Annotated in this window: 42 protein-coding genes and 1 pseudogene; 5 read left to right on the forward strand and 38 right to left on the reverse strand. The window is 68.5% G+C overall.

Features of this window, described 5'->3' with window-relative positions; all coding sequences use genetic code 11:
- Nucleotides 1–49: 49 nt before the first annotated feature.
- The 8 genes from QT381_RS02585 to QT381_RS02620 all read right to left on the reverse strand — a co-directional run bounded on the left by QT381_RS02585 (nt 50) and on the right by QT381_RS02620 (nt 6,114).
- On the reverse strand, nt 50–1,285 hold the full coding sequence (locus tag QT381_RS02585; RefSeq protein ID WP_289247132.1) for a phage major capsid protein: 1,236 nt from the start codon (nt 1,283–1,285) through the stop codon (nt 50–52).
- 72 nt (nt 1,286–1,357) lie between these two features.
- Nucleotides 1,358–2,068 (reverse strand): HK97 family phage prohead protease, encoded by a 711-nt coding sequence (locus QT381_RS02590; RefSeq protein ID WP_289247133.1) that lies wholly within the window; start codon nt 2,066–2,068, stop codon nt 1,358–1,360.
- A complete protein-coding gene (locus QT381_RS02595; protein ID WP_289247249.1) occupies nt 2,052–3,119 on the reverse strand; it encodes a phage portal protein in 1,068 nt (355 codons plus the stop codon). Before QT381_RS02595 ends, QT381_RS02590 begins: the two co-directional genes overlap by 17 nt.
- Before the next feature lie 86 nt (nt 3,120–3,205).
- Nucleotides 3,206–3,349 (reverse strand): hypothetical protein, encoded by a 144-nt coding sequence (locus QT381_RS02600; protein WP_289247134.1) that lies wholly within the window; start codon nt 3,347–3,349, stop codon nt 3,206–3,208.
- An 8-nt stretch (nt 3,350–3,357) separates the two neighbouring features.
- Nucleotides 3,358–4,917 (reverse strand): terminase large subunit domain-containing protein, encoded by a 1,560-nt coding sequence (locus QT381_RS02605; RefSeq protein WP_289247135.1) that lies wholly within the window; start codon nt 4,915–4,917, stop codon nt 3,358–3,360.
- Nucleotides 4,874–5,215, reverse strand: coding sequence for a terminase small subunit (locus tag QT381_RS02610; protein WP_289247137.1), 342 nt, complete (start codon nt 5,213–5,215; stop codon nt 4,874–4,876). Before QT381_RS02610 ends, QT381_RS02605 begins: the two co-directional genes overlap by 44 nt.
- A gap of 115 nt (nt 5,216–5,330) precedes the next feature.
- Nucleotides 5,331–5,819 carry an XF1762 family protein gene (locus tag QT381_RS02615; protein WP_289247138.1) on the reverse strand — a complete coding sequence of 163 codons (489 nt, stop codon included), beginning with the start codon at nt 5,817–5,819 and terminating at the stop codon, nt 5,331–5,333.
- The gene (locus QT381_RS02620; RefSeq protein ID WP_289247139.1) at nt 5,800–6,114 is read right to left on the reverse strand and encodes a hypothetical protein; all 315 of its coding nucleotides are present in this window, start codon (nt 6,112–6,114) and stop codon (nt 5,800–5,802) included. Before QT381_RS02620 ends, QT381_RS02615 begins: the two co-directional genes overlap by 20 nt.
- A 173-nt stretch (nt 6,115–6,287) precedes the next feature.
- Between QT381_RS02620 and QT381_RS02625 the strand changes: the two genes are divergently transcribed.
- Both QT381_RS02625 and QT381_RS02630 read left to right on the forward strand, forming a co-directional pair.
- Nucleotides 6,288–6,518 (forward strand): hypothetical protein, encoded by a 231-nt coding sequence (locus QT381_RS02625; RefSeq protein ID WP_289247141.1) that lies wholly within the window; start codon nt 6,288–6,290, stop codon nt 6,516–6,518.
- Complete coding sequence (locus QT381_RS02630; protein WP_289247142.1) at nt 6,515–6,703, forward strand: hypothetical protein; 189 nt, start codon at nt 6,515–6,517, stop codon at nt 6,701–6,703. The genes QT381_RS02625 and QT381_RS02630 overlap by 4 nt, the downstream gene beginning before the upstream one ends.
- 402 nt (nt 6,704–7,105) lie before the next feature.
- Here the strand turns inward: QT381_RS02630 and QT381_RS02635 are convergent, their stop codons facing one another.
- The 28 genes and pseudogenes from QT381_RS02635 to QT381_RS02770 form a co-directional block, all read right to left on the reverse strand.
- Nucleotides 7,106–7,567, reverse strand: a complete 462-nt coding sequence (locus QT381_RS02635; RefSeq protein ID WP_289247143.1) for an Aca2/YdiL-like domain-containing protein — start codon at nt 7,565–7,567, stop codon at nt 7,106–7,108.
- 66 nt (nt 7,568–7,633) lie between these two features.
- Nucleotides 7,634–7,861 carry a hypothetical protein gene (locus QT381_RS02640; RefSeq protein ID WP_289247144.1) on the reverse strand — a complete coding sequence of 76 codons (228 nt, stop codon included), beginning with the start codon at nt 7,859–7,861 and terminating at the stop codon, nt 7,634–7,636.
- 66 nt (nt 7,862–7,927) lie between these two features.
- Nucleotides 7,928–8,647, reverse strand: a complete 720-nt coding sequence (locus tag QT381_RS02645) for a DUF7341 domain-containing protein (protein ID WP_289247145.1) — start codon at nt 8,645–8,647, stop codon at nt 7,928–7,930.
- On the reverse strand, nt 8,644–8,856 hold the full coding sequence (locus QT381_RS02650) for a DUF3039 domain-containing protein (protein WP_289247250.1): 213 nt from the start codon (nt 8,854–8,856) through the stop codon (nt 8,644–8,646). Before QT381_RS02650 ends, QT381_RS02645 begins: the two co-directional genes overlap by 4 nt.
- 5 nt (nt 8,857–8,861) lie before the next feature.
- Nucleotides 8,862–9,455: a hypothetical protein gene (locus QT381_RS02655; protein ID WP_289247146.1), complete on the reverse strand. Its 594-nt coding sequence runs from the start codon at nt 9,453–9,455 to the stop codon at nt 8,862–8,864.
- Nucleotides 9,452–9,736, reverse strand: a complete 285-nt coding sequence (locus QT381_RS02660) for a hypothetical protein (RefSeq protein ID WP_289247147.1) — start codon at nt 9,734–9,736, stop codon at nt 9,452–9,454. Before QT381_RS02660 ends, QT381_RS02655 begins: the two co-directional genes overlap by 4 nt.
- A complete protein-coding gene (locus tag QT381_RS02665) occupies nt 9,733–10,002 on the reverse strand; it encodes a hypothetical protein (protein WP_289247148.1) in 270 nt (89 codons plus the stop codon). The genes QT381_RS02660 and QT381_RS02665 overlap by 4 nt, the downstream gene beginning before the upstream one ends.
- Before the next feature lie 2 nt (nt 10,003–10,004).
- Nucleotides 10,005–10,412, reverse strand: a complete 408-nt coding sequence (locus tag QT381_RS02670) for a hypothetical protein (protein ID WP_289247149.1) — start codon at nt 10,410–10,412, stop codon at nt 10,005–10,007.
- Nucleotides 10,413–10,484: 72 nt separating this feature from the next.
- Nucleotides 10,485–11,114, reverse strand: a complete 630-nt coding sequence (locus QT381_RS02675) for a hypothetical protein (RefSeq protein WP_289247150.1) — start codon at nt 11,112–11,114, stop codon at nt 10,485–10,487.
- A 1-nt stretch (nt 11,115) separates the two neighbouring features.
- On the reverse strand, nt 11,116–11,493 hold the full coding sequence (locus QT381_RS02680) for a hypothetical protein (protein ID WP_289247151.1): 378 nt from the start codon (nt 11,491–11,493) through the stop codon (nt 11,116–11,118).
- Entirely contained in the window at nt 11,490–11,810 is a 321-nt protein-coding gene (locus QT381_RS02685) for a hypothetical protein (protein WP_289247152.1), read from the reverse strand. The genes QT381_RS02680 and QT381_RS02685 overlap by 4 nt, the downstream gene beginning before the upstream one ends.
- A gap of 549 nt (nt 11,811–12,359) precedes the next feature.
- Nucleotides 12,360–12,854, reverse strand: a pseudogene (locus QT381_RS15730) (DNA cytosine methyltransferase); the annotation flags it as partial.
- Nucleotides 12,851–13,015 (reverse strand): hypothetical protein, encoded by a 165-nt coding sequence (locus tag QT381_RS02695; RefSeq protein ID WP_289247154.1) that lies wholly within the window; start codon nt 13,013–13,015, stop codon nt 12,851–12,853. The pseudogene QT381_RS15730 and the gene QT381_RS02695, both read right to left, overlap by 4 nt.
- Nucleotides 13,016–13,109: 94 nt before the next feature.
- Nucleotides 13,110–14,414, reverse strand: coding sequence for a DNA methyltransferase (locus tag QT381_RS02700; RefSeq protein ID WP_289247156.1), 1,305 nt, complete (start codon nt 14,412–14,414; stop codon nt 13,110–13,112).
- Nucleotides 14,384–14,878, reverse strand: a complete 495-nt coding sequence (locus QT381_RS02705) for a hypothetical protein (protein WP_289247158.1) — start codon at nt 14,876–14,878, stop codon at nt 14,384–14,386. Before QT381_RS02705 ends, QT381_RS02700 begins: the two co-directional genes overlap by 31 nt.
- A 112-nt stretch (nt 14,879–14,990) precedes the next feature.
- Complete coding sequence (locus tag QT381_RS02710) at nt 14,991–15,191, reverse strand: hypothetical protein (protein ID WP_289247159.1); 201 nt, start codon at nt 15,189–15,191, stop codon at nt 14,991–14,993.
- A gap of 70 nt (nt 15,192–15,261) precedes the next feature.
- Nucleotides 15,262–15,669 carry a hypothetical protein gene (locus tag QT381_RS02715; protein ID WP_289247161.1) on the reverse strand — a complete coding sequence of 136 codons (408 nt, stop codon included), beginning with the start codon at nt 15,667–15,669 and terminating at the stop codon, nt 15,262–15,264.
- A complete protein-coding gene (locus QT381_RS02720) occupies nt 15,669–16,616 on the reverse strand; it encodes a DEAD/DEAH box helicase family protein (RefSeq protein WP_289247162.1) in 948 nt (315 codons plus the stop codon). Before QT381_RS02720 ends, QT381_RS02715 begins: the two co-directional genes overlap by 1 nt.
- A complete protein-coding gene (locus tag QT381_RS02725) occupies nt 16,601–17,587 on the reverse strand; it encodes a YqaJ viral recombinase family nuclease (RefSeq protein WP_289247163.1) in 987 nt (328 codons plus the stop codon). The genes QT381_RS02720 and QT381_RS02725 overlap by 16 nt, the downstream gene beginning before the upstream one ends.
- Nucleotides 17,584–17,877 carry a hypothetical protein gene (locus QT381_RS02730; RefSeq protein WP_289247165.1) on the reverse strand — a complete coding sequence of 98 codons (294 nt, stop codon included), beginning with the start codon at nt 17,875–17,877 and terminating at the stop codon, nt 17,584–17,586. Before QT381_RS02730 ends, QT381_RS02725 begins: the two co-directional genes overlap by 4 nt.
- Nucleotides 17,874–18,425, reverse strand: a complete 552-nt coding sequence (locus tag QT381_RS02735; RefSeq protein ID WP_289247166.1) for a hypothetical protein — start codon at nt 18,423–18,425, stop codon at nt 17,874–17,876. Before QT381_RS02735 ends, QT381_RS02730 begins: the two co-directional genes overlap by 4 nt.
- Nucleotides 18,422–18,625: a hypothetical protein gene (locus tag QT381_RS02740; RefSeq protein ID WP_289247168.1), complete on the reverse strand. Its 204-nt coding sequence runs from the start codon at nt 18,623–18,625 to the stop codon at nt 18,422–18,424. The genes QT381_RS02735 and QT381_RS02740 overlap by 4 nt, the downstream gene beginning before the upstream one ends.
- Nucleotides 18,622–18,951 (reverse strand): hypothetical protein, encoded by a 330-nt coding sequence (locus QT381_RS02745; protein WP_289247169.1) that lies wholly within the window; start codon nt 18,949–18,951, stop codon nt 18,622–18,624. The genes QT381_RS02740 and QT381_RS02745 overlap by 4 nt, the downstream gene beginning before the upstream one ends.
- Nucleotides 18,948–19,187 (reverse strand): hypothetical protein, encoded by a 240-nt coding sequence (locus QT381_RS02750; protein ID WP_289247171.1) that lies wholly within the window; start codon nt 19,185–19,187, stop codon nt 18,948–18,950. Before QT381_RS02750 ends, QT381_RS02745 begins: the two co-directional genes overlap by 4 nt.
- The gene (locus QT381_RS02755; RefSeq protein WP_289247173.1) at nt 19,184–19,411 is read right to left on the reverse strand and encodes a hypothetical protein; all 228 of its coding nucleotides are present in this window, start codon (nt 19,409–19,411) and stop codon (nt 19,184–19,186) included. Before QT381_RS02755 ends, QT381_RS02750 begins: the two co-directional genes overlap by 4 nt.
- Complete coding sequence (locus tag QT381_RS02760; RefSeq protein WP_289247174.1) at nt 19,408–19,923, reverse strand: hypothetical protein; 516 nt, start codon at nt 19,921–19,923, stop codon at nt 19,408–19,410. Before QT381_RS02760 ends, QT381_RS02755 begins: the two co-directional genes overlap by 4 nt.
- A complete protein-coding gene (locus QT381_RS02765) occupies nt 19,920–20,072 on the reverse strand; it encodes a hypothetical protein (RefSeq protein ID WP_289247175.1) in 153 nt (50 codons plus the stop codon). The genes QT381_RS02760 and QT381_RS02765 overlap by 4 nt, the downstream gene beginning before the upstream one ends.
- Nucleotides 20,069–20,401 carry a hypothetical protein gene (locus QT381_RS02770; RefSeq protein WP_289247177.1) on the reverse strand — a complete coding sequence of 111 codons (333 nt, stop codon included), beginning with the start codon at nt 20,399–20,401 and terminating at the stop codon, nt 20,069–20,071. The genes QT381_RS02765 and QT381_RS02770 overlap by 4 nt, the downstream gene beginning before the upstream one ends.
- A 158-nt stretch (nt 20,402–20,559) precedes the next feature.
- Here QT381_RS02770 and QT381_RS02775 point away from each other — a divergent pair, with 158 nt between their 5' ends.
- Complete coding sequence (locus tag QT381_RS02775; RefSeq protein ID WP_289247179.1) at nt 20,560–20,817, forward strand: hypothetical protein; 258 nt, start codon at nt 20,560–20,562, stop codon at nt 20,815–20,817.
- Nucleotides 20,818–21,272: 455 nt separating this feature from the next.
- Here the strand turns inward: QT381_RS02775 and QT381_RS02780 are convergent, their stop codons facing one another.
- Entirely contained in the window at nt 21,273–21,560 is a 288-nt protein-coding gene (locus tag QT381_RS02780; protein WP_289247180.1) for a helix-turn-helix transcriptional regulator, read from the reverse strand.
- 82 nt (nt 21,561–21,642) lie between these two features.
- Nucleotides 21,643–21,876, reverse strand: a complete 234-nt coding sequence (locus QT381_RS02785; RefSeq protein ID WP_289247181.1) for a helix-turn-helix domain-containing protein — start codon at nt 21,874–21,876, stop codon at nt 21,643–21,645.
- A 77-nt stretch (nt 21,877–21,953) separates the two neighbouring features.
- Between QT381_RS02785 and QT381_RS02790 the strand changes: the two genes are divergently transcribed.
- Complete coding sequence (locus tag QT381_RS02790) at nt 21,954–22,331, forward strand: helix-turn-helix domain-containing protein (RefSeq protein WP_289247182.1); 378 nt, start codon at nt 21,954–21,956, stop codon at nt 22,329–22,331.
- A 28-nt stretch (nt 22,332–22,359) separates the two neighbouring features.
- The gene (locus tag QT381_RS02795; RefSeq protein WP_289247183.1) at nt 22,360–22,692 is read left to right on the forward strand and encodes an ImmA/IrrE family metallo-endopeptidase; all 333 of its coding nucleotides are present in this window, start codon (nt 22,360–22,362) and stop codon (nt 22,690–22,692) included.
- Nucleotide 22,693 lies beyond the last annotated feature (1 nt).

The raw sequence follows: 22,693 nt of genomic DNA on the forward strand, positions 1-22,693 counted from the left end.
TCGGTGTGACGAGAGGGGCGGCCGGGTGGCCGCCCCTCGGTGGCGTCGCTTAGCTGGCGGCGCCCGTGAAGGTCTTCACCGCACCGGTCTGGTCGATGAGCAGACCGTCGCCGCGCAGGACCGCGCGGAACGCGATCTGATCGGACCCGAACTTGTAGTCGTCGCTGCGCTCGAAACGCAGCCCGTTGACGACACGCACCGCGTACGCGGACAGGTCACCGAACAGCACCGACTTCTTGTTGATGCCGGTGGCGTCGATGTACGGGTCGGTCGCGACGGGCTTGCCGAGCAGCAGGTCGGGCTGGCCGGCGATGACCGCTGGCTGCCAGATGTACTGCCCCGTCGTGTCCTTGATCTTGCGGACGGTCGCGGCCGTGGTGTCCTTCATGAGCCACTTCCCGTTCGCCCGGTACGGCGCGATGACGCTGTACTGCAGATCGATCAGGTTGTCGAACGTCGGCACGCCCGCGACACCGGTCGCGGAGGTGACGCCGGTCGCGGCGGTCGTGAACAGGCCCGTGGGCTGATTCGTGCCGGTGCCCGAGATGAGTCGCTGACCGAACAGGTTGCCGAGGTTGCGGCCGACCGCACGAGCGACGTAGCCGAGGATGTCGACGCCGGTGTCGTCGACGAGCTCGCGCGAGAGCAGGATGAGCTGGTCGAACTTGTACGCACCGAGGGTGCGCTTGCCGAACGTCGGGTCCGTGCCGCCCATCTCGGTCGCCTCAGCGCCCTGCTCGGCCGCACCGTGCGTGAGCGTCACCGGAATGGTGAAGTTCTCGCCACTGTCGGTCGTGAAGATCGTCGCGCCCTGACCGGGGAGCGTCGCCGTCTCGATGAGGTGCTCCCACAGGCGGCCGTAGAACGACTGGGGAACGGTGTTGCCACCGGCCCCCGCCGTGCCCACGGTGAGGCCGCGGCGCTCGATGATGCTGTGCATCTCGCGCTTGTCGGACGGCGCGAACTCGCACTCGTGCGTCTCGCGCTTGAAGAACGAGCGCAGCTCGCCCTCGATCTTGCCCTCGAGCGAGTTCGGCCCGGTCGCGGGCGCGTTGCGCAGCTCGGCGAGCGTGTCCTCGAGGCCACGCGAGGCCACCTCGTCGGCGACGAACTTGTCGATCTGCTCCTTGAGGGAGCGCATCGCCTCGCTGGCGCGGTCGTACTTCTCGTTCTCTTCGGCCGTGAGCGAACGGTTCCCGTCCGTCTCGGCGACGGCGAGGATCGCCTTGGCCTCGTGCCACGCCTTGTTGCGCTCGACGACGAGACCATCGGTGTACTTGGACATCCGTTTTCCTTCCCGGAAATGCGAAAAGCCCCCGCGATCGCGGGGGCTTGGGTGGGATGTGCCGGTGGTTGTCTACCTGCCAGCGGGGGCGTCGAACTCTTCGAACTCGAGTCGACGGCGCAGGGTGGCGGCGTCGGGGTGCGTGGCGCGCTGCCCCTCGGCTTCCTGCTCCTGCCGCGCTTCGACGGCAGGAATATCGATGTGCTCGCCCTGGATGAGCGAACGGATCTCTTCGGGCGTGGCCGCCTCGAAGACGGCGGGCTCGACGTCGTACTTCTCCGAGAACGACCGGACCGCGCTCGACGTGTCGAGGTAGGCGGGCGTGTTCACCGGGGCGGTGTCGAAGAGTCGCGCGGAGATGAGCTTGCGGACGGGGAACCCCTGCTCGGTGACGTCCCAGTCGTCCTCGATGGTGCGGAACGCGAACGACGAACGCTGCACGTCGCCGCGCCGCGCGAGCACGGCGACGTCGCGACCGGCCGTCGTGTCGGGTAGGTCGCACTCGTAGCCGAGCCCGGTGTTGTCGTCGAGCAGCCGCAGCGTGCCCGCCGCGGTGGTGCCGAGCAGCCAGTTGTCGTCGTGGTTGTAGCGGCACAGCACCGGGTTCTCGTCCGCGAGGGACTTCGCGAACGCGCCGGGCATGACGAGCTCGACGAACCCGCCGAGGTTCTGCGAGTACCGGTTGTACGTCGCCGCGTAGCCGACGAGCGTGCCGGGTCCGGAATCGGACGCGCGGAACTCGACGGGCCGCGCGAGCGACCGGCGCTCAGTCGTCTCGAGCATTGTCACTCCTGGGGGTCTGGGGCTTCACGCCCTTGCTCTGCCGCGCGGCCCATTCGGCCCGCTGCGCTTCGGTCGCGGGTGGACGCTCTTCGAGCGCGCGCACCTCGTCCATGAACTCGATTCCGGCGTTGAGCGCGATCGCGTGCGCCTCGAACCGGGACTTGATGTCGGCGCGGACACCCGCGTCGAGGTTGAACCGCAGGTAGTCCTTGCCGGGCATGTACGCGTCGAACGCAGACTCGAACCGGGTGGCCCAGGGCCGCAGCGTGCGAATGTTGAATCGGATGAGGTCCTGCTCGAGGCTCGCGTATTTGAGGGTGCTGCCCCCGGTCTCTCCGCCGACATCCTCGGGCGCGACACGGTAGATCGCGGCGATCTGGTTCGCGGTCGCCTTGATCCCGGCGAGGAACTGCACCTCACCCTGCGGCACCGAGATCGCCTTGTAATCCCAGTCGGCACCCGTGACGAACGGCTCCGACTCGGACACCGATGCGACGAAACGCCGCTTCATCACCTCGGCCTGCACCGGCGACAGTGACTTCTCGGTGTTCTTCAGGATCGCCGTCGGCACCGCGCCCCGATTGAAGAACTTTCGGCCGAAGCGCTGCGCCTCCATCCCCGTCTCCATCTGCTCCTTGAACAGCCCGAGCGGAGACAGCCCCTTGTAGTGGCCGGGCAGCAGGTAGCCGGGCACGTGGATGACCGACTGACGGTCCAGCTTCCGGCCTTCGAAGTAGATGTCGCCGTTGTCGTCGTCGACGTCGCACATTTCAGGGTTCAGCCACGATATGGCGGACGGGATACCGCGGTAGTCGACCGCGGTCACCAACCCGTACGCGTTCCCGCGCAGCAGACACGACACCGCAAGCTGGAACTTCCACGCGTACAGGTCGACCTTCACACCCGGGCCGGTCACGAGCTGCGGCTGCTGCGAGAGCCGCTGCGGCACGTCCCCGGACTCCCGGAACGCCGCCCACGGCGTCGACGCGAGCATGTCGGCGATCAGCCCGGATGCCGCATACACCGGCCCGAGCCGCAACGCGTTCTCCATCGTGTTCGACCCGAACCACGCCCGGCCCGACCCCCACACGTCCTGGTACGAGACCGACCGCTGCTCCGCTCGCCGGAAGAACACACTCACCCGCGCACCGCCTGTCTTGAGATGACGAGCCCTGCGGCCCCCGCGACGATCAGCGCCGCGGGCCAGTAGATCGCGGCGACCCCGGCGACGATCAGCGCCGCGGATGTGACCTCTATGACGGTCGTGATGACCTCGCGCATGAGACCTCCTAATAGGCGCTCTCGAGCACGTCATATTCGACGGCGAGAGACCTCGTGTAGGCCCACCACGCGGCCGTAGCGGCGCGCAGCGGAGAAATGTCGGTGGTGGAGCGGGTCTGAGACCAGACGAAGCCGGCGTCAGTGACGCGCTTACCCGCGCCGATAACGGCGATGTCGAGCGGCTCTTGCCCCTTGTGCTTGATAAGCCCGGTGAAGACGCCATCAGAGAACGCGACCGCGCCCGCACGGGCGTCGGTGGTGTCGATGAGCAGCACCCTGATGCCGGCGTCCTCGAAAAGCGGCACGAGGTGCATGTTCTCGCCGTACTTGTCGATGACGACCGATCTCAGCCCTCGAGCAGCGAGCACACCCAGCGTGCAGTTGACCGCATACTGGTAGTCCCAGTCGTTGCCGGTCTCGTAGCGGGCGACGTGCACGAGGTCGTAGCCTTCATCGGTCCCGCCAACAACGACGATCGAGAGCGACTGTGAGACGCCTGTCCGCACGTCGACGCAGACGGTCGGAGCCCGCGTGATCCGCGGCGGGTCATCGACCTTCGACGTCGCCCACACCGAGGCCGGGAACCCGCCCTCGCGCAGCGAGTCGACCCACTGGCACAGCACCTCGGTGCGGTACTTCGCCTCGGGGTCGGTGCTGCGGGCCGCGAGGATCGCACGCACGTCGATCGTGTAGCCGAGCGACGGGTTCGCCTGGGCTGCCGCCTCCATGTCGTCGAGCGAGCAGTCCGGGGGAGCGGACCACTCGAAGATACCGAGCGAGTCGTCGACGAGATCGCCGATGCCCTCGGACATCTGCTCCGAGTAGATGTCGTCCGGGTCGCCGAGCGCGATGTGCGCCAGCATCCGAAGGTGCGCGAGCACGACCGACGTGCGGTCTCCAGCGTTCGACGGCGTCCAAATCTGCGCGTAGCGGCGGGCCATCGTCGTCTTCGTCACGGCCGACCACGCCTCCCAGTTCTGGTGCTCGCGCAGCTCATCCATGAGGATCAGATCGCCCGAGAGGCCACGGCCGCCGCGACGTGTCGCCGCCTGCACCTTGTACCGGGCGCCCGTGGTGAGCTTGAGCGCCTTCTTGCCGTTGGTGAGGTCGACCTTGTCGATCTCACCCGCGAGCTCGTCGACGCCCTGCGCCATATCGACCGCGCCCTGCCACAGTTCCTCGGCGATGTCGAGGTTCTGCGCAGTCCCGATCACGAGCGGCGCTCGGCGGTCCATGTACATCCGCCACAGGCTGAGCACCTGCATGAGCGTCGACTTGCCGTTCTGGCGGGCGACGAGCACGACCACCGTGCGGAACCGGTAGGTGCCGTCCTCGCGCAGCTCGAGCGCGTGCAGAAGAAGCCACTTCTGCCAGGGCAGCAAATCGATGCCGAGGATGTCCTCGGCGAACCTGATGCACTCGAACCCCTTCGTCGTCGACGGGGTGAGAGGCCGAAGAGGCGGCGTCCAGACCCGCGGCGTCTCGCAGCCGAAGACCTTGCCGCGCTTCAGCTTCGGCGGAGCGCTACGGGCCTGTGCCCTGGTCTCGGAGGTTCGCGAGCTTGCCACCGGCCTTCGCCTCCTTGAGGTCGATGGCCTTCCGGCCGGACGGCGTTAATCCGAGCTGGTCACACGCCTTGAAGAAGATCGCGAGCGTCACGTTGTCGTTGGCGGGCACCGCGGGCCGGGCACCCTCGCGCTCGCTCGCGTCCTCGATCGCCCAGTCGACGATCTGGTCCCAGGCGTCGGCCTTCCGAGCCAGACCACGAAGCGCCTCGATCGCGGCGGCGTCCTTGCCATCCGCGTCGAGATGCTTCGCCGCTTTCACGGCACGCTCGAGTGCCTCGACGAGATTCAGAGCGACCACAGCAACCCCCTCGCGCGCGTACGCGCACACGCACGACCCCTCCGAAATGCTCGGGGGGAGAAAAAAGGAAGCCTGCGCGGTCGTCCGCGTGGGGCGGTTCCTAAAAAAATGCTGGTCAGAGGGTGGGTCGCGGGCCCGCGATCCACCTCAGTTTGGGCTCGAGCGGGTGCTCGTCGGCCCTCGGGCGGTCTGCGCGGTCCCACGAGCCACCGGCGCTGGTGCTGTCGAGTACCCATCCCGCGGCCCGTAGGGACGCGCCTGTCTCGGATGCCAGTGTGTAGGTGACCACCTGCCAGGGCTTGTATCCCAGGGTGATGGCCGCTGCGCGCAGGCCGCCGTAGAGCATCGAGCATGCGTTCGGGGTGCCGTCCGTGGCGACGCGGGTCACTTCGATGTAGCCCTGCGCCTGTAGATGACGGGAGACGGGACGGCCGGCGATGCCTACGCCCCGCACAGCACCCTGGTCGTCGATGACCGAGGTGGAGAACTTGTGGCCCCTCGTCGGGCCGTGGTGCCGATGGATGCGGTCTACCCACGCGTTCGCGTCCCGGAGGCCGATGGGTGCGCGCTCGAGGCGCACACGCTCACCAGTCGTCGTCGACATACACGCGTCCCCTCTCGCCCCGCCGCTTCGAGTTCGTCCGGTCGGCACCGTCGCTGAGGTTGCACGCTATGCACTGCGGGCCGAAGTTGTTCGGGTCGTACGGGTCGCCACCGTCCTCGACGGCGGTGTAGTGACCCAGGGTGATCGAGTGCGGGTGCGGCCACTTCAGCTCGACGTACAGCACCTTCGGGCACGACCAGCACTGCTGCACGGCACCGCGGGCTCGCAGCTCTGCGAGGGCCTTGCGGTACTGCGGGGTGCGGCGGTAATGGGCGTACCTACCGGTCTTCGCCATCGCCCCAGTCGTCGAGCTCGTCCATATCGATACGAGCACGCACACGAGCAGCAGCCACCCGAGCATCCGACGAGATGCGGGACACGGCCACAGTGTGAGCTTCTGCCGGCGTCATGTCTACTCCTTATGTAGCGCGCTTGACATCGGGTTGCGCAGCGCGCTACACTCGTTCCATGAGCACGCACTGCATCGACACCATCCAGGGCCGCGAGGTCGTCAACCCCATCCGCGTCATCGGTAACAAGACGCTCGTCAGCCGCTTCCGCAGCAACGGCCGCGTGTACCGTGACACCGTGCTCACCAGCCGCATCTACACCCTCGAGACCGTCACCGACGAGTACACGATCGCCACCTCCACGGGTGCGGTCATCGCGCAAGTTCGCCGCATCGAGGTCGCCGCGTGAGCGATCCGCTCGCCGACGCGGTTCGCGCCGAGCAGGAAACGGCTGACGCCCACGCCCGCGCAGTGCGGACCCGCGACGACGCCGTACGGGCCGCCATCACCGCGCGCACTTCCGTCGCCAAGATCGTCGAGGCCACCGGCCTCTCCCGTGCACGCATCTACCAGATCCGCGACGGCAGACGTTAGGCGCCCCGATATGCGTCCCTCGGGGCCACGGGCTCGTATGGCGGCGCGCTCCCAAGCGCTATAACCGCGTCTGTCCCGGCCACTTCGGGCCCGGTGCGCCCGTGCGTCTCGGCATCGCTGCTCGAGATTCGCGCGGGATGGGGGTCGGTTCCCTCGCACGGCTGCGGAACCCTCTATGGGCCGATGATGTGTCCGTGGGGAACCGGGCTTTAACGACGAATGGCCCCGCCGAAGCGGGGCCTTTCGCAGTGGCTTTGGGCACACTAATGGTGCGTGATTGAGAGATTAGCAGGCGTGACCGACGTTCGCAACTATGTTCGATCCGTTGCGGGTCGCCGGCCGGGTGGCAGCGAAGGTGCTGCGCGACGGTCGCGGGTGAGGTGTCCGCGGCGCGTGCCAGGTCTAGCTGAGGTCGTCGAGGTGGTCGCGGGCGCTTGAGTAGCCCGGGTAGAGGTGGGCGGATCGGAACTCCTCGAGCTCGGAGTGGGTGCCGATCACGACTCCGGGGACTTCGGTAGCGGCTCGGGCGACGATGTGCCGCCACCAGCGGGCCGTGTACGCGTCGAACCCGGGCCGGGCGGCGTGCAGCTCTGCATCGGTCCGGTACACGATCACGGCCGGGTCGGCGACATCGTCGGCGGCGTACACGCCCCGGAGTTCCTGCACGACGTCGCCCACGCACTGGGCGGTGTACGCCTCGATCCGCTCGAGTTCCTCGCGGACACGGTGCGGGATGGGCTCGCGTCCGGACTCCCACTTGCGGATGGTGTCGTTGCGGACGCTGAGGATGCCCGCGAGCGCCTCGGAGGTGAGCCCGAGGTATTCGCGGACGGTCTGTAGCTCGCCGCTCTTCATCCGGTCCATGCGTGTCTCCTGTCGGTAGATGGTGCAGCGCCCCCACCCTCGACGGGTGGGGGCGCTGTTCGTGGTTCAGAGGGCGTGCTTCTCGACGATGGTCCAGAACTCGTCCGGGGTGACCGTGCAGCGGTAGCCGGTGATGTATCCGGCAGACGGGCCCTCCTCGGCGACGACGGGCGCGATGATCTCGTCGGCGATCGCGTCGATGTCGAACTCGTCGACGGCGGCCGACTGGCTTCCCTCGATGGCGGCGACGATCTCGCGGGCGATGGCCTCGGTGCGGGTGCTGTAGGTGTTCATGATCGGCTCCTTCTGCCGGTATGGTCTGGGGCGGTTCCCCTGACCTCGTGACACCAACCCTACCCCCTATTGTGTGGGGCCGTCAAGCGCGATTTTGGCGGCGGCCAACCGCTCGATCTCTTGCAGTTCCCAGGCGAGTTCGCGGGCGTTCCACGAGTGGCCGCACGACCGGCACGAGGCCGTCGCGGTGTCGATGAGCGGCTGCTCGTCGTCGTCGACGCGATAGCGGACGACGACGGGCCGAGTCATCCGCTCCCGGGTGTCGCGGTCCCACCAGTCCGTGCAGCCGTTCTCCGGGCACGGGTCGGGCAGTTCACGCGACCGCGGAGGGTCGAGCAGCGCCTCGATGTCGCGCGCCCACGACCGAAGCTGACGGACGTGCGACGTCTCCTGGTCGGGCTCGAGCGCACGCTTCAGTGTCGCGGTGTGCCAGGCGCGGAGTTCGTTGATGAGCGACCGCCGCGGCGACCGCGGCTCCACGGCGGCCACCCGCGACCACCGCCGCAGTTCCGACGCGATCTGCAACGCCTTCATGAGCGCACGCGCGTTCAGAGGCGAACTCTGCGACTTGAGGGACGCGCCCGACGTCGAGCCGCCCATTGATGACCCGATCGCCGACTCGAGCTGCTCGAGTAGGGGGTCGGCGACCATCGGCGTCGGCGCTTTCACGAGCTCGATCGCGTAGAACGGCACCTGGGTATCGGCGACACGCTCGATCCACCGTCCACGCTTCTGCGGCTTCACGAGCGCCTCTACGGCCGCGAGCAGCGGGTTATCGTCACTCACCCGGCCTCCAGCGAATCGTAGATCGCCTGGCAATCCGGACACACGGGGAGCTGCGCCCCCTCCGTCAACGGCACCCAGACCTTCCCGCAGATCGCGCGCGCCGGGACCCCCTCGACAGCCGCCCGCACGATCTCCGGCTTGGGGACGTAGTGACGGAACCGGTCCCCGTCGCCCGTCACAGGCTGCACGACCGTCCCGTCAGCGGTCATCGTGCTCACTCGGGCACCTCCCATCGGGCGACGGTCGCCTTCCCGAGCGCCCTGATTGCCCGGTACTGCGACACCCACAGCTCGTGCTGGGCCTCGTCGCCATACCACGACTGACGACGGCGCTTGACCTCGGCCATGAGGGTGCCGAGCGTGCCGCTCCAGCAGCCGACTGAGAGGATGTGCTTGCCCTTCTCGGTGCGGCAGAGCGTCGCGGTGACGCCTTCCGAGCCGATGGGGCTGACTGCGATGTAGTGCCAGTTCTCCTCGACCTGCGCGTCACCGGACACCTGCGCGTCACCGGACACCTGCGCGTCATCGGACACCCGCGCGTCACCGAACACCTGCGCGGCACCGGACACCCACGCGTCATCGGACACCCGCGCGTCACCGAACACCTGCGCGGCACCGGACACCCACGCGTCATCGGACACCCGCGCGTCACCGTCGGTCAAGGTCACCGACCCGACCCAACCCCCCAGATCGCCCTTCTTCACACCGAACCGTGCAATTTCGGCCGTCGCACGGATCTGATGCACCGTCATCCCGACCTCATTGACCTTGCTGACACCGGTCAGCTCGTACTTCTGCCCCACACTCATCCGACACTCCTTCCCCGGCGCTCACGCGCCTCCAACACGGCAGCCGCTACGAGCAGACGCCGCCGATCCTCAGCACGCCGAGCGGCGGCCATCTCTTCCCTTCGCCGACGCGCCAACGCCTGAGCTGGCGACTCCGGCCGCTCCAACGCGACCCGACGCCGTACCTGCGCGAGCGTCTCATTCGAGTGCGTATATCGCTCCGCCTCGAGCTGCTCGAGCATCGCGAGATGGTCGTCGATGGTCGACGAGACGACGGCCGTCACCGGGTTGACGGCGGTCACCGGACGGCCCTCACGAACGGTTGCTTGCCGTGATGGCGACCGCACCCGCACACCCCGAGGGGCTTCCGGTGGCAGTCGGCGTTGTTGCAGTGGCCAGGGACTCCGGGCACGTCGTCGCAGTAGATAGACCGCGGCTCGATGCGTGAGAACCCGACCTCGACACCATCCATCGACAAGGTGATGCGCTCCGGGGGAGTGAACTCCTCCGACGCCCAGATCATCGCCATCTGCCCGTACGGCGTCGCGTACGTGTGCCCGATCTCCATCGTCAGTCCTCCATCCCGGCGAACACCCGCCAGGCACGCATGACGCCGCCCGAGCCCGGGAAAACGTCCGTGAAGTCGTCCTGCGGCTCCGCGCCGAGCAGGTCGAACACCCACCGGCAAAACGCGGCCGGCTTCGCGCCCACCACCCGGCGCGGGTCGGTTGTCCGGGCCCTTGCCACGTACACGAGCGAGTCGACCCGTCGCGTCACACCGGCACGAGACGACGCGTCTCGCTGCGCGGCCGCACGACGCGACGCGTCCCCACCTGGTCGACGCGACGCGTCGAGCAGGTCCTCCGAGACGGATGCGTCGCGCCTGACGTCGAACGCGACGCGTCCACCCGAGTAGATCACCGGCTCCCACGCGTTGAGCGGCCCGAGGCTGCGAGTCGGACGCTGGCCGCGATGCATACGCCGCTTGGAGGTGGAGTTCGTAGTCGTCCCGGCACTCACGCCACACGGAGAACGCGGCAGCAACGATGCTCACGAGACCTCCCCGTCGTCGAGCACAGCAGCGAGAGCGATCCCGTCCGCCAGGTCATCCATCCATGCCCGGTGCCGTTGCTCCCACTGCTTCGCAGCGAGGCGGGCGTTGCCGCAGGCGCGGCAGGGCTTCACGGTGCCGTTCGGGTGCGCTGGGCAGAACGGCGAGGGCGGCTCGGTGGTCAGGAAGTCGCGAGGGTCTCGCGGGGTGCCCTCACCCTCCTCGCGCTCTTCCCCCTCGCCCTCCGCCTCCCGCGCGCTGTCGCGCGCCTCGTCGACGCTCCGCGCGACTCCCTTCCCCTCTCTTGCGAGGGTCTCGCGATCGTCACTCGCGAGAGTCTCCGGAGGCGGCGGGACGTTCGATTTCGACGGCTTGTCGACGCGCTGGTGCTTCGACCAGTTCACGATCGTCAGGTACTCCCGGGTGCCGACCTTGTAGAAGCGGATCATGTCGCGCTCGGCGAGGGTCAGCAGATGGCCAGCCACGACGTCGCTCGTGATCTCCTCGTCCTCTGGCCAGATCGACGCGCGGACGAGCGACGGCTTCGCCGACTCGTTCCCGTAGTCGTCGACGTACAGCCACAGCCCTATGAAAGTCATCCGGGCCGCAATGTCGTCGATCGACGTCACGTCATCGCTGGTGAAGAACTCGGGCTTGATCGACCGGATTCTCTTCATCGGCACCGCGTAAGACCCCCAGACTGGCGAGCTCGACGGCTCCGATGACGTGCCGGTTCGGCACCTTGAAGCACTCGGTGAACCCGAGCCCGCAACTGCCGAGGACCGGCACCGCGGCATCCGCGGAGTCGAACGCTCGGTCGAACGCGAACGCCAGATGGCGCAGAGCCTCACGCTCCTGACGCGTCGTCGCCGGCTCGATGAGCTGCAACAGCACCCCGCCCGTGGCGGCGTGCTTCCGAATGCGGTCAGGCGTCGTCGTGACCCCGACCTTGAAGACCTCGAACCGATACCAATGGACGAGATAGAGCGACAGGTGGCGCTTGCTCACGCCGCCTCGGCCCCGAGCGCAGCACGAATGTGTGCGGGGACGTGGGGGAGCAGCTCAGAGACCGCGAGCGCGCCCTGCTGCGGGACGACGCCGTTGCCGCACGCCTTGATCGCGGCGTTGCGAGCCTCGGACGGCTTCATGCCCGACCAGATCGCCGGGTCCGTGACCCATCCCTCGGGCCAGCCCATCATCCATTCGGTGAAGACGGGCGAGAGCGTCTCGTTCGGCTTCAGCGAGCCCCGCATTCCGACCGGGCGTCGGTCGAGACCGGCGAGGCGACGCCGCACCATCTCGCGCCACTTCGGCGACGGAGCCACCGGGCTAGGGGCGTCGCGTCCTAGGACTCGTCCCCAACGTCGAACAGCGGGACCGAACTCACCCCACTCGATCGAGCGACGACCGCTTCGAGCGCCCCGCCCAACGTCGGGTTGCCCTGACCGTTCCGAGTCGGCGGCGTCGGGCGCAGGTGCTCGATCTCGTCCGCGAGGGTCGGGCCATGCCCGCCCTCCTTGCGCTTCTCCGGATGCTGCGAGCCGCCATTCGCCGCGAGCTGCGCGGTCGGCGTCTTCAGCAGCCGAACCGCTATCGCCAGCGGCGTGCCGAAGCCGTTCCCGTTCACCCCGGTGGCCTTCACCCGTTCCCGGCGTGCCTTCCAGTTCTCCACGTCTTCCCCGTCGTTCGGGTTGGAGGCCGATGGGGTCGGGAGCAGTTGTGCGATCTCGCGGAACTGAGGCGAGAACTCCGAGCGCGCGATGTCCTTCTGGCCGCCGCGAGCGTCGCTCCCGATCGGCGTCGGCAGCAGCGGGCCAGGCGATGACGAAGACGCGGAATCGCTCGTGCGGCGCCCCGGCGTCGGAAGCGGGGAGGCCATGCCATGCCGCGTCGTACCCGATGTCGGCCAGGTCTGCGAGTACACGTCCGAGTGCTCGGAGAACAGGTCGATGGACGTCGGAGACTCCCAGACATCCCGGGCAGGATTCCAGATCGCTTTCGGCGCATCCACTGAGCAGCCCCCTCACGTTCTCGATGACGACGAGCTTCGGCGCGAGCACGCGGATCGCTCGGAGGTAGTCGGCCCAGAGGCCGGATCGGGTGCCGGGCCGCATCCCGGCCCGGCGGCCCGCGAGCGAGAGATCCTGACAAGGGAACCCGCCCGTGTGGACGTCGATCGGTGGGACGGACGCCCAGTCCACCTTCGTGACGTCGCCGTAGTTCGGCACCCCCGGGTAGTTGTACGCGAGCACCCGGGACGGGTTCTCGTCGAACTCGACATGCCACAGCACCTCGCCCGGGATGACCTGGCGCACGCCCTCATCGAGCTGGCCAGTGCCGGAGAAGAGCGAGCCGATGCGGGCGCTCACGCGCGCACCTCGAGTTCGGCGGCGACCTTCGCCCAGATCGGCCGCTTCAAGCGAATATCCGCGTCGGCTGCCTGACGCGCCTGCCACCCATCCCGGAATGCCCGGTCCTCCTTGCGGTCCGGCAGCACCTGTGCGCCGGTCTCGTCGTGGACGGTGCTCACTTCGTCTCCTCAATCGGTTGCTCAGCGCCCGACCATCCGGACGAGCGCACCTCGTCGTCGCTAGGGAACAGGCGGCCCGGGGGAGTGTCGGACATCACGCGATCCCTTCAATGTCACCGAACAGGGACGGGGTGAGCGGCTTGCGGACCCGCTGCAAGATGAGCGGTAGGTGGTCGGCCTCGTATTCGATGAGGGTGCAGTCCATGCCCTCGAGTAGCGCGGCCTCGCCGGTCGTGCCGGAGCCCGCGAACAGGTCGAGCACTCGGCCGCCGCGACGCGTGACAAGGCGCACGCACCAGCGCATGAGGTCAAGCGGCTTCACGGTCGCGTGTTCGACACCATCGACGTTCGGACGCTCGGAACCGGGCGCCTTCGCCTCGTAGTGGAACGTCGGAAAGAACCGCGACGCACCACCCGCATCGCCGTACGTGTCATTGAGCGTCGCCTGCGGCTTGAACTCGCCGAGGATGCCCGCCGCCTTGCCCGCCTTCTGCTGACCGGCGCGCATCATCCCGGACTTGAGCACGCCCGTCTGCTCATCGAGCGACGCAGCCTGCGAGTCGTCGAGCACGACGTTCGTGGGCCACCGACCCACGTACTCCTTCGGCTCGCCCTGGGTGCCGCGACGCGCCTCCTGCGTACCGGGCGCGCCGAGCCTGTTGCCGGATGCCGGCGCGAGCGACGTGAACGCGGCATGCCGCACCTCGTCGCCCACCCGCGCAGCCGCGATGTTCAACGCACCCGTGCCGTATGCGAGCACGGTCGCCGCGACCGTCCCCGCGAGTGGCTTGCGACCGACAACGATCGGCTCGAACGCGGGCTTGAGCGCCGTGCCCCAGCCCTCCCACTCCGCGGCGTCGGCCGTGATCGGACTTCCCTTACCGGTGCGCTCATAGTTCGATCCAGACATCGCCCCATTGGCAGACTCGATCGCTCCGGCCCAGCCTCTCCAGTGACCCGCGTCTTTGTCGATCGCCTTGGCGACGTCAAGCGACTTCGGGAAGCCGGAGCCGAACAGCCATGCGATCGAATCGCGAATCTCGAATCCGGCGTCCTCGATCGCCGCGGCCAGCCGATGCCAGGTGCGGGACGCGCCGAACGCGAGGAGGTGGCCGCCCGGCTTGAGCACACGGAGCACCTCCCGCCAGAGGTCAACGTCGTAGGCGATGCCGGTCGAGTCCCATCCCTTGCCCATGAAGCCGAGCTCATAGGGCGGGTCGCACACCACGGAGTCGAACGACGCATCCGGGAACGCGCGCTCGGTGCCGTAACCGAGGGTGAAGTCGTAGCCGTTCTCGTCGGCGGCGAGCACGATGCGCGAGTCGCCGTGGAAGAGCTGCAAACCGCCGTCCTCGTAGTACGGGGCGATCACGCTGCTGCCCTCGCGGTCACGCAGCACGCCGCACAGAGCCGGGCGTCGAGGTGGCGATCGACGTCGTAGACGCCGTGGCCGAATCTGATGTCGGACCGGATGATCGTGACCGCGACCGTCTGTCCGGGCTGCTGCTCGTCGATGCGACCGCATCCGTCGCACTGGATGCGGAGCGGGTCGACCGAGACGATGCCGTGCACGTAGCTCGGCAAGTCGGCGAGCAGGTCGGGGCGACCCGCCGCATCCCAGGCGCGCTCGTCAGCTGCCGCGTCCTCGCGGCGGGTGCGCAGCGGCGCGAGCGGCGCGGTGTTCGCCACGTAGCCGAGCGGCCCGTTCTCCTCGAACCGACCGACTGCGTGCGAGATCGAGCCGTCGCGCAGGCCATCGGTTCGCAGCGGCCGCCGCTTCGCCGGCGTGCTCTCGTCGCTCGGCGAGGGCGGGGATGGGTCCGCGGCGAGCGCGTCCAGATCGAAGGCCATCTGCGCGCTCATGCCGACACCTCATCGGTATGGCAGGTGCAGCCCACACGCATCGCCAAAGGCGCCGGATACCGACCCGCCTGGTCGACACCCGCGTCGTCCTGGTAGAACGTCAGCGGGCCGCTCATCGGATCGTGTTCGGCTGGATGAGGGCCTCGGCGACGTGCACGAGGCCACTGGCGAAGTGCGTGTCGAAGGTGAGCAGCGCCGGGCCCGGCTTGTTCGGGGTCGTAAACACGCCGGCGTCGGCGAGCTCGTCCTGGCGGTTTTCGGCGATGGATCGGCGGGGGAACTTCTCGGTGACGGTCCCGCCCGACGCATCCACCCAGGTGGGGGTGAACTTGAACGCGGCTGCGCGGGCGCGTGCGTGGCAACCGCACGAGGCGCTCCCGCACTCAGGCCGCGAGGCCGTATTGCTCGAGCAGCTCGAATGCTGCGGTCTCGGTGATGAAGCGGCGGCCGGCGAGGTTGTCAAACAGCGCCCACGCGGGGACGCCGTGCACCTTCAGGCCGATCGGGATGGCGGCCGGGTCGAGCTGCTGGGTGAGGTTGAAGCCGCGCTCGCGGGCCTCGTCGCGGTGGGCTTCGATGTAGCCGTGGCATCCGGTCGTGCCGGTGCCGTGAAGCAGCACGAGGTTCGCGTGCAGGTCCGTCGACATCCGCTTCGAACCGCCCATGCCCCGGGCGCGGCGGTGCTGCAACGAGTACTGGCCCGACGCCGTGTCGACGTAGAGACCGCACCAGCCGCAGAAGGACTCGTCACGGGCGATGACCTCGCGGCGCGTCTTGGCCGTGACGGCCACTAGCCGAGTGCGTCGGCGAGCTCCGCGATGCCGTCGCGGATGCCGCGCATCGCGGCGACGGTCTCAGCGGGGCGGCGCACGGACTCCGCTTCGGCGATGAGCCGGTCAGCCGACGCGACGTCGGTGCACGCCTTCACTTCGGCGATCCAATTCCGCGCCTGCGTGGGTGAGAGCTGCGGCGACTGCACGGCCCGGTCGTAGGTGCGGGCATCCGCGCCTTCGTGGAGACCGAGGCGACGCCAGAGCGCGTCGACGGTGAAGTCGGGCCACTCTTCGGCAGCGTCCATCGGCTTCCTTGCGGAGACGATCTTGCGGAGGATCGCCCGGCCGCGTTCGGGCATGTCGATGATCGCGCCGGCCTCGAAGCCGAGCGACTTCTGTGCGAGCACGCGGGACTTCTGCACGATGATCGTGCCGGAGTCGTCGACGATGGACGCGTCCTCGGCGCGGGCGGTGACGATGACCGGCCCCTGGTGCGCTTGGAGGGTGTCGACGATTCGCTGCCACCGCTCGCGGGCCTCGACGTGCAGCTCGGGGGTGACCTCGGCGGGCAGGACTGGGACACGGCCGCGGGCATCGGCGCGGGCGGTCGCCTGCGCGTCTGCCTTCGCCTGCGTGGCGACGTTGATCGACTCCCACAGCTTCGTCGCCGAGTCGAGGGCCAGCAGCCGCGGCTTCTCGCCCTGCCCGAGCGCGACGGCCTCCGTGAGGGTCTCGAGCAGTCCCTCATAGGTGCCGTCGTGCTCGGCGATGGCGAAGTTCGCCCCGGGCACCTCGGCGTACTCGTCGGGCCGCTTCTCGCCGAAGTTGACCCAGATGCAACCGTCGACGAGTTCCGACCCGGATGCGACCGCGATGGCGTACGACTTGCCCGCGCCGGGGCCCCCGTCCAGCAGCACCACCGGCCACGACGGGCGACCGGTCGGTTTCGTCAGATTGAGGGCCATGCGGTTTCCTTCTTGATGATGGCTTGGGGGTACCGTGAGTCGGCGTCGCGGGTGACGCACTCCGTGCAGTCGGGGTGGTGCTCGGCGTGCGCGGCGACCGCGACCCGGGTCGAGCCGCGGCGAGTCCGCATCTCCATGACGGGCTCGCCCAGAGCGTCGACCACCCGCTCCGCGTCCTCCATGAACACGCCTATGTAGTGCTTCAGCGCTGCGAGATCGTCGCGGGCGACTTTCTCGCGCGTCTTCGCGTCCGCCCAGCGAGCGGCGATGTCGAGGAACGTCTCGTCGGCCTCGATCTCCTTGCCGGGAGCGGCGGGCCACAGCCTCGCGAGGTCGTCGCCGAGGATCGGCTTCGGCGGGATGCGCTTGACGACGTGCTGGAACCAGAACCGTTGCAGCGTGCCGAGCAGGTGCTCCTTGATGAACGCGGGCGACCGCGGAACCCGGATGACGTGCAGCTCGTTGCCGTCGAACAGGACCGCGACGAACCCGTATGGGGCGTCGTCCTGCACGAACATCTGCTGCCGCACCTGCACCGTGTACTTCGCGGGCACCTCCAGGTCGCCGGTCACCGGGTTGACCCAATGCCTTTTCTCGTGCGCTGAGACGGACTTGATCTCCAGCGGTACGCACCCGAACGCGGGATGATCGAGACGCCGGTCGAGGGTGCCGAGCAGCCACGGGTGCTCCACGCACTGCAAGAGCCCCTCGGATGGGAGCACCACGCCGAGCTCGGGGTGATCGGCGGCCACGGCGTCGGCGATGACCGCTTCGAGCCGGTGGCCCCACTCCATCCGCATCGTGCCGCGGTCCTCGATCTCGGTCGCGATCTTCTGCATGTAGACCGTCAGCGGGCTGCCCCAGTTGGTGTCGCCGAGGACCGCTGCGGCTTCCGATGCGCCGATGCCCGACTGGCGCAGCCGCAGCCACTCGTCCGTGTTGGCCGTCGCGGTCAGTACCCGGTAGCTCACGCGGTCGGCTCCAGGTGGTGGGCGTCGTCGTAGGTGGTGACGATGCGCTTGTCGCGGGAGAACCTGACCGGCTGATCCTCGATCTCTAGCGTGATCGAGTCGGCGTCCTCTGCGAGGACCGGGCCGATGTAGTCCTCCGCGAGCACGTCGTCGCCGTGGCGTGCGAAGTCCGTCACGACCGCCCATCCGGGGCGGAGATGCTGGCGGCCGATGTGCTCGTCCTGCCACCCGGTGACCGGGGGCGCGTCGTGGGCGGCGATGGCCGCGAGGTCGTCGAAAGTGACGGTCATGATGCCTCCGTCTGTGCTGCACGCAACTGCCGCGTGAGCGCGCGCACCTGCGCAGTCAGCGCCTTGTGTTCGAGGGCGATGCGCCGCTTCTCCGTCGCGTGTCCCTTCGGGCGGGTGATGAGGTGACCGAGCAGCTCGGTGCACACGTACACGGACACCGGAGCGAAGCCGTGGAAGCACGCGCCGATCCAGTCCTCCGGCGTCACGAGGCCGGATGCGGCTGCGGTGACCCAGAAGTTCGCCCCCGCGGATGCCGCGGTCACGATCCACCCGAACACCCGCGTCACCCACAGCGGGAACGCCTGCTCCCGGTGCTTGAAGACGATCTGCATAGCACCCGTGACCACGATCGGCAGGTCGACCTCGAGCGCCGTCATGAACCGGAGCCGCTCCGGCAGGTGCTGCCAGACGGCGACCTCGAGCAGGGCCGTGAACGAGATCGCGAACGACGACATGGCGACCGCGATCGTCCCGGCAACCGATACCCAGTGCAGGGCAGGGTGGTCTCCGCCGACCCGCTGGCCGGCCCCCGTGCGGCGTGTGCTCACAGGGCGCCCCCAATGAGGAAGATGAACCCGAAGACCACGCAGGCGCAGAACGCGATCGTGAGTGCCACGTCGCGGGCGAGCGCCCACCGCCGCCACACCTCGTAGTCCACGCGGGTCGGGTCGGCCTTCCACCACCCGATCAGCGCGAGCCCGAAAGCGAGCAGGGCGGTTGACGCCCAGGCGAACAGGGCGGTGATCATCTGGACTCCTTCAATCGGTAGACGTGCTCGTGGCCGCGCTTCGCGTCCTCGTTGAGGACGTCGAGGTAGCCGTCGTCGGCGAGTTCACCCGCCCGCTTGCGGGGCGAGTCGAAATGCACCTCGGGCCAGCCGCGATCGGCCCGCATCTCCCGGTACAGCTCGTTCAGTTGCGAGCCGGTCGCTTCGGGGATGTCGAGCGCGAGGATCACGAGCACCGCGGCGCGGACGTCGTGCACGGTCGACTGGGAGCGGTCCCCGGCCAGGTGGGATGTCAGCGGGTCCGACTTGCGGGTGCGGGCCTGGTCGTCGAACACGATCGTGCTCATCCGAGGCCCAGCCCTTCAGCGATCTCGGCGCGGGCCGCGTTCCGCTGCCGGACGCTCTCCGCGTGCGCGCGCACCATCGGGGCCTCCGCGAGAGTCAGCGACTTCTCGGCCGCGAAGCGCATGAGATTGTCGATGCGGGTCTGCTCGGCGACCGCGATCGTCGCCGCCGCGAGCGCCCGGTCGATGTGTCCCGCCTCGTACTGCTCGGCGGCTTCGAGGTTCCAGTCGCGCATCACGCCACCTCCGTGAGGCCGAGCGCGGCGAGCAGTTCGCTGGCGGCATCGCCCCCGGTGGCACGGATGCCCGCTGCGACCCTCGCCCGCTGCGCGTCGTTGACGGCCTTCTGTCGGGCGATCTGCTCGTGTGAGATCCCGGTGATGCCGTCGTAGCGGGGGCGGTTCCACCCGCGGGTGTCCGCGAGCGCGACCTGCGCGCTGTTCCGGGAATGCGTGATGCTCATGCGGTCCTCTTCTCGGGTCGCGGGTGGGCAGCCCAGAGTTCCTCGGACGCCCACAGGACTGTCTTGATGACGGATGCGCCGGACTCGTCGACGGCCATCGCGAGCGCGATCCTGCGGCCGACCCACAGCCAGGACTCGTGCCGGGTGGAGTAGCCGACACGGGTCGGCCGTCGCAGGGTGCCGATGATCTCCTCCCCGGGAATGTCGGACTGGACCCGCATCTGCCGGAGGCGGATTTGCGCATGGGTCGACGCGGTGAGGCGCGTGAGGTCGAGCACGGGCCGTTCGGCCTCGGCGATGTCCTGCGTGCGGCGCATCGCGGGCGGGAGGCCGCAGAGCTTCCGGGAGTCGCGGACGAGGATCGCGGCATCCCGCTCCGAGATGTCGAAGTGCACGGTGACGCAGGTGCCGTTCGGCCTCCGGAAGAGGACCCCGTACTTGTCGCGGCGTTCGACCTCGCAACCCATCGCGATCAGCCCCGCGCGGGCCTCTTTGAACGGGCGGCCCGTCATAGCGCCGCCACGTTCGCGCGGACGGCGTAGACAACTTCGCCCTCGGGGAGGATGACGCCGTAGTAGCGGCTCGAGCGGGACACGATCTTGCCGACGCGTCGGCCCCAGACAAGCACCCGAGTCCCGTCCGGGAGGTCCTCGTCGATCATCGGATGCCCGTCGTGTAGTAGAGCCGGGAACCCGACTCGCGGGGAAGGGTGCGCACGGGCTGCTCGGGCTCGCGGTGGCCGCCCTGCGGGTAGCCGAGGCGGGTGAGGATCGCGCGGATGTCGAACCCGGCCATCGAGGCGAGGACCCGGGGGCGGCCGTAGACGGGGAACACGTGCGTCTGACCGTGCTTCGCGGCGATGATGACCCGCTCGTGGATCTCGCCGTCGCGCTCGAGCGGCGGGGTGAGCTGGTAGACGGACGCGCCGTCCTTCACGGCGCTGATGCGCTTCGCGAGGCGACGGGGACTCGTCGTGAACGGGTTGGGCATGGCGCGACCTCCGGTCGTCGTCGATGGGAAGGGGGAGTGCATGCGTGCGCGCCCGGGGCTTGAACCCTCGGTGTCTGCCCGTCGCGCGATGAGCCTCAGTGGGCGATGACCTCGCGAAGTGAGATGAGTCGGGTCAGCGGAGCCGATACGGTGGCCGCGTGACGACCTACTTCCACTACGACGGCACGACCGTCGAGTTGCTCGCTGGCTACTCGCTCGACTGGTACATCGCGAAGTTCGACTCGTACGTCGAGGCCGCCGCGAACGGTGACCGTCACTGGTTCGCCTTCCCCGTGCCCGGGGAAGGTCAGGCGGAGTTCTGGTTCCGTCTGGGCGGCGACGTGACGGCCGCCTTCACCCGGGACGCTCCGGACGCGGACTGGGCGAAGACGGCGGCGCAGGGCCTCGATTCGTAGGCGGACTTTCGCGCAGTCGACGCAGCGCGAGATCGTGCCGTTCGGGTGCGCAGGGCAGAACGGCGATGCGTGGTTGTTTTCCATGTGCCCGCTCACGGCTTGAACGTGAGTGCCTGCCAGTCGGGCTCCCCGGTCCTGCGCTAGTCGAATCGGCGCGTCTACGCCTTCGTCCGACCGGTTGGGGCCGCCCGTCTCCCCGGCATGCGGGGAATGACGAAACGGTGGCCCCCTACTCCCGGGGTCTTTCTTCTTGTCGGCAGCCCCCAGCCCCCCACCACGGAGGCCTCGCTGTACTGCCCGATATTCGATTCCCGTACTGCGCATTGACGTTTGGTCGCCGTCAGCGTCGGGCGATGTTGTTCAGTTGTGCTCGTCTGGCCCGTTGCCGGGCATGCCGAGTAGTGCCCACCGCCGATCTGCGAGCGCACGGCGAGCTGAGAGAGGGGGATACGGGGCTACCCGGCGATGCGCTTACGCATCGGGAGGACGTTCGTCTGGGGGAGCTGCGCCTCAAGCCACCCGTCGACGTCCTGCTGACGCCACCGGAGGAATGAGCCGACCTTGATCGCGGGAGGGAACTGGTCGTGGCGACCGTCCGAGCGGGCCGCGTAGATCGTCTTCGGCTTCACGCCGAGCTGCTCGGCGAGGTCATCAATGGTCAGGAGCTTCGACGCCATCACGCCACCGCCCCGCGCGCCGCGTACGCGGCGTACCGTGCGCTCACGTCCGAGCACATCTGGCATACGCTCTGGTCATGGCTCTGGTCATGGCTCTGGTCATGGCTCTGGTCACTGGTCACCAGTAACGCCACCGCCTCATCGCCGCTCATGCCGCCACCGCCTGGCGAAGTCGCGGGAAGAAGTCGCGCGTCTCCACGCCGAGATAGCGCGCGATTGCGTCCAATTCGTCGACCGTGAACGGCCCAGCGGCGTTGAGGCGACGCGACAGCGTGGCCGGTGCGATGTCAGTGGCGGCGGCGACCATCGTGGCCGTGACGCCCTTGCGAGCGATTGCCGCGCGTACCTCCGCGGCAACCTGCTCCCGTGCTTGCGTTCCCATGTGGGACACGATACGTCACACTTGGATACGTCGCAAGTGGGTTGGTAAACTATCCAAAGTTGGGTATGTTGTTCCACATGGGAACGAACGGGCGCGAAGTGCGCGCTATGAGTGAAGCCGTCTCCGCCGAGTTGCGATCTCAACTCGCCCGGCACCGTTGGACCGTCCGTCGCTTCGCCGCCGCGCACAACTTGCCGCTGAGCACGCTACACAAGACGCTGAACGCGGGGCGCGTGGTCGATGTCGAAGACCTCTACTCGATCTGCGTGGCGCTCGGAATCGAGCCCGCGGACGTGATCGAGGCGGCTTCGCGCGAAGTTGAGAGGTCACTCGCGTCGAATGTCACACCTTTCCACAAGGATCGCTCGCCTGAGGTCAGCGACGCCGAGTACTACGACGCTGTAGCCAAGAGCGAGGAGTCCACGATTGAGGTACCCGAGTTCCCCGAGGGATGAGTACGACCCTCATGCGCACGCCGACGCGTTGGGGCTCCGCATCGAGTACCAGCGGCTTCGCACAGACCTCGGCCTCTACGTGCCGACCGCGGACCTCATCATCCTTCGGCCCCGCCTATCGCGATCGACGGAACGCTCCGTGCTCGCCCACGAGATCCAGCACCACCTACTCGCACACCGCCGCGTCAGCGGAGCCTGGTCGCTCCGCCAAGAACGGCACGCGAACATCCGGGCCGCGCAATGGCTCGTCGACCCGATACGACTGCGCGACGTGCAGCGGTGGTCCCGCGACCCTGCCGAGTGGTGCGTCGAACTCGGCGTCACCGGCGACATCATGCTCGCGTACCTCAGCGCCGCCTGAG

This window comes from Galbitalea sp. SE-J8 (assembly GCF_030345695.1).
GTDB lineage: Bacteria > Actinomycetota > Actinomycetes > Actinomycetales > Microbacteriaceae > JAUASV01.